Origin of the sequence: Actinocorallia aurantiaca (assembly GCF_039533685.1) — a bacterium.
Taxonomy (GTDB): domain Bacteria; phylum Actinomycetota; class Actinomycetes; order Streptosporangiales; family Streptosporangiaceae; genus Actinocorallia; species Actinocorallia aurantiaca.
Genome location: NZ_BAAATZ010000034.1, coordinates 48,019 through 54,236 on the forward strand (window position 1 = coordinate 48,019; position 6,218 = coordinate 54,236).

Sequence of the window (6,218 nt, forward strand, 5' to 3'; positions counted from 1 at the left end):
GCGCTGCGGTCATCTGAACCCTTAGTCTGACGGGGTGGCAGATCCCGCGTCCTACAGACCGGCCCCCGGGACGATCCCAGAGACCCCGGGGGTCTACCGGTTCCGTGACGAGCACGGCCGGGTCATCTACGTGGGCAAGGCCAAGAACCTGCGGGCCCGGCTGAACTCCTACTTCGCCGACCACGCGGGCCTCCACGTCCGGACCCAGAACATGGTGACCACCGCGGCGTCCGTGGAGTGGACGGTGGTGGGCACCGAGGTCGAGGCGCTCCAGCTGGAGTACTCCTGGATCAAGGAGTACGACCCCCACTTCAACGTCCGCTACCGGGACGACAAGTCCTACCCCTACCTGGCCGTCACCCTGAACGAGGACTTCCCCAAGGTGACGGTCATGCGGGGCGCCAGGCGGCGGGGCGTGCGCTACTTCGGCCCCTACTCCCACGCCTGGGCCATCCGCGAGACGGTCGACCTCCTGCTGAGGGTCTTCCCCGTGCGCACCTGCAGCGCCGGGGTCTTCAAGCGGCACGGGCAGATCGGCCGCCCCTGCCTGCTCGGCTACATCGGCAAGTGCTCGGCGCCCTGCGTCGGGCGGGTGAGCCAGGCCGAGCACCGGGCACTGGCCGAGGACTTCTGCGACTTCATGGCCGGCAACACCGGCCGCTTCCTCAAGCGGCTGGAGCAGGAGATGTACGCCGCCGCCGAGGAGGAGCGGTTCGAGACGGCCGCCCGCCGCCGCGACGACCTCAAGGCCCTGGAGCGGGCGCTGGAGAAGCAGTCGGTCGTGCTGGGCGACAGCACCGACTGCGACGTGGTCGCCTTCGCCCGCGACCAGCTCGAGGCCGCCGTCCAGGTGTTCTACGTGCGGGGCGGGCGCATCCGGGGCCAGCGCGGCTGGGTGGTCGACCTGGTCGAGGAGCGCACCACCGGCGAGCTCGTCGAGGACTTCCTGCTGCAGTGCTACGGCGAGAACGACGCGGTGCCGCGCGAGGTCCTGGTGCCCGAGGAGCCGCCGGACGTCGAGGCCATGAACAGGCTGCTGTCGGACGCGCGCGGCGGCCAGGTGCGCATCAGGGTGCCCCGGCGCGGCGACAAGAAGGACCTGCTGGGGACGGTCGAGCACAACGCGCGGGAGTCGCTGCGCCAGCACCGGCTGCGCCGCGCCTCCGACCTCACCGCCCGCAGCCGCGCGCTCCAGGAGATCCAGGAGGCGCTGGGCCTGGACCAGGCGCCGCTGCGCATCGAGTGCTTCGACGTGTCGAACCTGCAGGGCACCGACGTGGTCGCCTCGATGGTCGTCTTCGAGGACGGGCTGGCCCGCAAGTCCGAGTACCGCCGGTTCACGATCAAGACGTTCGAGGGCCAGGACGACGTGCGCTCCATCCACGAGGTCCTCACCCGCCGGTTCAAGCGCTACCTGGCCGAGTCGCAGAAGGCGGGCGACCTCTCCCCGGAGGGCATCACCGGGGAGAGCAGCGAGGGCCTGCTGGCCTCCTACGGCTTCGGCGACGAGGGCGACGAGCGGAACGGCCCGCTGGACCCCGAGACCGGGAGGCCCCGCAAGTTCGCCTACCCGCCGAACCTGGTGGTGGTCGACGGCGGTCCGCCGCAGGTCGCGGCCGCCCAGCGGGCCCTGGACGAGCTGGGGATCGACGACGTCGCCGTCTGCGGCCTGGCCAAGCGGCTGGAGGAGGTCTGGCTGCCCGGCGAGGAGGACCCGGTGATCCTGCCGCGCGCCAGCGAGGGCCTCTACCTGATGCAGCGCGCCCGGGACGAGGCGCACCGCTTCGCGATCTCCTTCCACCGGGCGAAGCGCTCCAAGCGCATGACCACCAGCGAGCTCGACACCGTGCCCGGGCTGGGGCCGGCCCGCCGCACCGCGCTGCTGAAGCACTTCGGCTCGGTCAGCAGGCTGAAGGAGGCCTCGGCCGAGCAGATCGCGGAGGTGCCCGGAATCGGGCTCAAGACAGCGGAGACCATCGTGAAGGCCCTCCAAGGGGGAGTGGGATGACCACCGGAGCACATCTTCCGGACATAGTGATCGTCACCGGGATGTCCGGTGCCGGGCGCAGCACCGCGGCCAAGGCGCTGGAGGACCTGGACTGGTTCGTGGTCGACAACCTGCCCCCCGGGCTGCTGGCCACCATGGCCGACCTGGGCGGCCGGGTGCAGAACGCGGTGCCGCGCATCGCGGTCGTCGTCGACGTGCGCAGCCGGGCCTTCACCTCCGACCTGGAGTCGGCGATCAAGGACCTGGAGCAGCGCGGGGTCCGGCCCCGGGTGCTCTTCCTCGAGGCCGCCGACGAGGTGCTGGTGCGCCGCTTCGAGAGCGTGCGCCGGCCGCACCCGCTGCAGGGCGACGGGCGGATCGTCGAGGGCATCGCCCAGGAGCGGGCCCTGCTGCTGGAGATCCGGGCCGAGGCCGACCTGGTGGTCGACACCTCCAACCTGAACGTGCACCAGCTGCGGGCCAAGGTCGTCGGCTACTTCGGCGAGCCGGGCGACGAGTCCAGCCTGCGCGCGACCGTCGTCTCCTTCGGCTACAAGTACGGCCTGCCCGTCGACGCCGACCTCGTCGTCGACTGCCGGTTCCTGCCCAACCCGCACTGGATCCCCGAGCTGCGCCCGCAGAACGGCAGGGACGCCGGGGTCCGCGACTACGTGCTGGGCCAGCGCGGCGCCAAGGAGTTCCTGGACTCCTACACCGAGGTCCTGCGCCTGCTGACCGCCGGGTACGAGCGCGAGGGCAAGCACTACGTGACGCTGGCGGTGGGCTGCACCGGCGGCAAGCACCGGAGCGTGGCGATGGCCGAGCAGCTGGGCCAGCGGCTGCGCGACGAGGGGATCGACGTCCAGGTCGGCCACCGAGACCTCGGCAGGGAATGAGTTGAAGAACCCCAAGGTGGTCGCGCTGGGGGGAGGCCACGGCCTCTACGCCTCCCTCTCCGCGCTGCGCACGGTCACCGACCGGCTCACGGCGGTGGTCACCGTCGCCGACGACGGAGGCTCCAGCGGGCGGCTGCGCCGGGAGCTGGGCGTCATCCCGCCCGGTGACCTGCGCATGGCCCTGGCCGCGCTGTGCGGCGACGATGAGTGGGGCCGCACGTGGAGTGAGGTCATCCAGCACCGCTTCCGCAGCGAGGGCGGCCTGCACGAGCACGCCGTCGGCAACCTCCTGATCGTCGCGCTGTGGGAGCTGCTGGGCGACACCGTCGAGGGTCTCGGCTGGGTCGGCAGGCTGCTGGGCGCGCAGGGCCGGGTGCTGCCCATGGCGACGGTCCCGCTGGACATCGTCGCCGACGTGCTGGGCGCCGACCCCGAGCTGCCCGACGTGATCACCCAGGTGCGCGGCCAGGTCGCCTGCGCCGGCACCGCGGGCAAGGTGCTGGGCGTCTCGCTCGTCCCGCCCGACCCGCCGGCCAGCCCGCAGGCGCTGCAGGCCATCGAGGAGGCCGACTGGGTCGTCTTCGGGCCCGGGTCCTGGTTCACCAGCGTGCTGCCGCACCTGAAGGTGCCCGAGCTGCAGCGGGCCCTGGTGGAGACGAAGGCCCGGCGGGCGGTCGCGCTGAACCTGGCGCCGCAGCCCGGCGAGACCGACGACTTCTCCCAGCAGGCCCACCTGGAGGTGCTGGCCCGGCACGCGCCCGATCTGAGGATCGACGTGGTGCTGGCCGACTCCGGCGTGGTGGAGGAGCCCGAGGTGCTCGACAAGGCGGTGCAGGAGCTGGGCGGCTCCCTGCTGCTGGCCGAGGTCGCCATGCAGGACGGCTCTCCCCGCCATGATCCGGCGCTGCTCGCCCAAGCTTTCGTACAGATCTTCTCCACCGGCGCCGGTGGGCCGCGGAATCCGGGACACTGGTGAAGCTGTCTGACGGGCACGGTCAAAGCCGTGCCGGCGGGGGAAGAAGGGAATGCCCATGGCGATGACCGGCGTGGTGAAGGACGAGCTGAGCCGGCTGCCCATCCTCAAACCCTGCTGCCGCAAGGCCGAGGTGTCCACGATCCTGCGTTTCGCGGGGGGTCTGCACCTGGTCAGCGGGAGGATCGTGATCGAGGCGGAGCTCGACACCGGCTCGGCCGCCCGGCGGCTGCGCAAGGACGTCGCGGAGGTCTTCGGCCACACCTCGGACGTCATCGTGCTGGCGCCCAGCGGGCTGCGCAAGGGCAACCGGTACGTGGTGCGGGTGATCAGGGAGGGAGAGTCCCTGGCCCGTCAGACCGGGCTGATCGACAACCACGGGCGGCCGGTGCGCGGCCTGCCCCGGCACGTGGTGGCGGGCGCGGCCTGCGACGCCGAGTCGGCGTGGCGGGGCGCGTTCCTGGCGCACGGCTCGCTGACCGAGCCGGGGCGCTCCATGTCGCTGGAGGTCACCTGCCCGGGGCCCGAGGCCGCGCTGGCGCTGGTGGGCGCCGCCCGGCGGCTCAAGATCCACGCCAAGGCGCGCGAGGTGCGCGGGGTGGACCGGGTGGTGGTCAGGGACGGCGATGCGATCTCCGCGATGCTGACGCGGCTGGGCGCCCATGACAGCGTGCTCGCCTGGGAGGAGCGGCGGATGCGCCGCGAGGTCCGGGCGACGGCCAACCGGCTGGCCAACTTCGACGACGCCAACCTGCGCCGTTCGGCCCGCGCCGCGGTCGCGGCGGGCGCCCGGGTGGCGCGGGCGATGGAGATCCTCGGCGACGACGCGCCCGAGCACCTGATCGCCGCCGGGAGGCTGCGGCTGGAGCACAAGCAGGCGTCGCTGGAGGAACTGGGACAGCTGGCGGTCCCGCCGCTGACCAAGGACGCGATCGCCGGGCGGATCCGGAGGCTGCTCGCGATGGCCGACAAGCGCGCGTCCGATCTCGGACTTCCCGGGACAGAGGCGAATCTCACCCCGGACATGCTCGTACAGTGACGGACTTCCCGTCAGCCCCGCGTCACTCCTCCGAGGCCGCGGGGCTGACGGGAAGAGCCCTCCTGCTCACGCGCTTGGTCTGGACCAATCCTCTATACCAATACGGTCTAGACCTTTTCGATCACTCCTTCGGGGACGGCATCTCCCCTGGTCCGGGGTAGTGCGCTCACCCGTCCCTTCACCCCCTGCCAGTGGCGGAGTTCACGTCGCCCGTTCGGTAGGGTCGGGCTGGAACAGGGCGCGTCCGGGTCCTGGCTAGTAGACGTAACGCTTGAGGAGAGTCGTGACCATCCGAGTAGGAATCAACGGCTTTGGCCGGATCGGCCGCAACTTCTACCGCGCCGTTAAGGCCAGCGGCGCCGACATCGAGATCGTGGCGGTCAACGACCTGACCGACACCGCGACCCTCGCCCACCTGCTCAAGTACGACAGCATCCTGGGCCGCTTCCCCGAGGAGGTCAAGGCGGGCTCGGGCGAGATCGTCGTGGGCGGCAGGAGCATCAAGGTCTTCGCGGACCGCGACCCCGCCAACCTCCCCTGGAACGAGGTCGGCGTCGACATCGTCGTGGAGTCCACCGGCTTCTTCACCGACGCCAACAAGGCCAAGGTGCACGCCGAGAACGGCGCCAAGAAGGTCATCATCTCCGCCCCGGCGAAGAACGAGGACATCACCATCGTCCTGGGCGCCAACGACGACCTGTACGACCCGGCGGCCCACACCGTCATCTCCAACGCGTCCTGCACCACCAACTGCCTGGCGCCGCTGGCCAAGGTCCTCAACGACACCTTCGGTGTCGAGAAGGGCCTGATGACCACCATCCACGCCTACACCCAGGACCAGAACCTCCAGGACGCCCCGCACAGCGACCTGCGCCGCGCCCGCGCCGCCGCGCTGAACATCGTCCCGACCTCCACCGGCGCCGCCAAGGCCATCGGCCTGGTCCTGCCCGAGCTGCAGGGCAAGCTCGACGGCTACGCGCTGCGCGTGCCGATCCCCACCGGCTCGGCCACCGACCTCACCGTCACCCTCGCCCGCGAGACCACCGTCGAAGAGGTCAACGCCGCGTTCAAGGCCGCCGCCGAGGGCCCGCTCAAGGGCTACCTGCACTACACCGAGGACCCGATCGTCTCCTCCGACATCGTGACCGACCCGGCGTCCTGCATCTTCGACTCCGGCCTCACCAAGGTCATCGGCAACCAGGTCAAGGTCGTCGGCTGGTACGACAACGAGTGGGGCTACTCCAACCGCCTCGTCGACCTCGTCAAGCTCGTCGGCTCGAGCCTGTAGGGCGATCTCATCGTGATGGCGGCCGGTCCCCGGCC

General features: G+C 71.2%; 5 protein-coding genes. All 5 read left to right on the forward strand.

The window, feature by feature from the left end:
• Positions 1 to 34 precede the first annotated feature (34 nt).
• The 5 genes from uvrC (at position 35) to gap (ending at position 6,183) form a co-directional block, all read left to right on the forward strand.
• Complete coding sequence (uvrC, locus tag ABD327_RS32830) at positions 35 to 2,008, forward strand: excinuclease ABC subunit UvrC (RefSeq protein ID WP_344456586.1); 1,974 nt, start codon at positions 35 to 37, stop codon at positions 2,006 to 2,008.
• Positions 2,005 to 2,883, forward strand: coding sequence for an RNase adapter RapZ (gene rapZ, locus ABD327_RS32835; protein WP_344456588.1), 879 nt, complete (start codon positions 2,005 to 2,007; stop codon positions 2,881 to 2,883). Before uvrC ends, rapZ begins: the two co-directional genes overlap by 4 nt.
• A 1-nt stretch (position 2,884) precedes the next feature.
• Positions 2,885 to 3,859: a gluconeogenesis factor YvcK family protein gene (locus tag ABD327_RS32840; protein ID WP_344456590.1), complete on the forward strand. Its 975-nt coding sequence runs from the start codon at positions 2,885 to 2,887 to the stop codon at positions 3,857 to 3,859.
• A gap of 55 nt (positions 3,860 to 3,914) precedes the next feature.
• Entirely contained in the window at positions 3,915 to 4,895 is a 981-nt protein-coding gene (gene whiA, locus ABD327_RS32845; protein WP_344456592.1) for a DNA-binding protein WhiA, read from the forward strand.
• Between the two features lie 283 nt (positions 4,896 to 5,178).
• Positions 5,179 to 6,183 (forward strand): type I glyceraldehyde-3-phosphate dehydrogenase, encoded by a 1,005-nt coding sequence (gene gap / locus ABD327_RS32850; protein ID WP_344456594.1) that lies wholly within the window; start codon positions 5,179 to 5,181, stop codon positions 6,181 to 6,183.
• Positions 6,184 to 6,218 lie beyond the last annotated feature (35 nt).

Coding starts and splice junctions, on each gene's coding strand:
- whiA (WP_344456592.1), top strand. CDS start 3,915: ATGGCGATGACCGGCGTGGTGAAGGACGAGCTGAGCCGGCTGCCCATC.
- rapZ (WP_344456588.1), top strand. CDS start 2,005: ATGACCACCGGAGCACATCTTCCGGACATAGTGATCGTCACCGGGATG.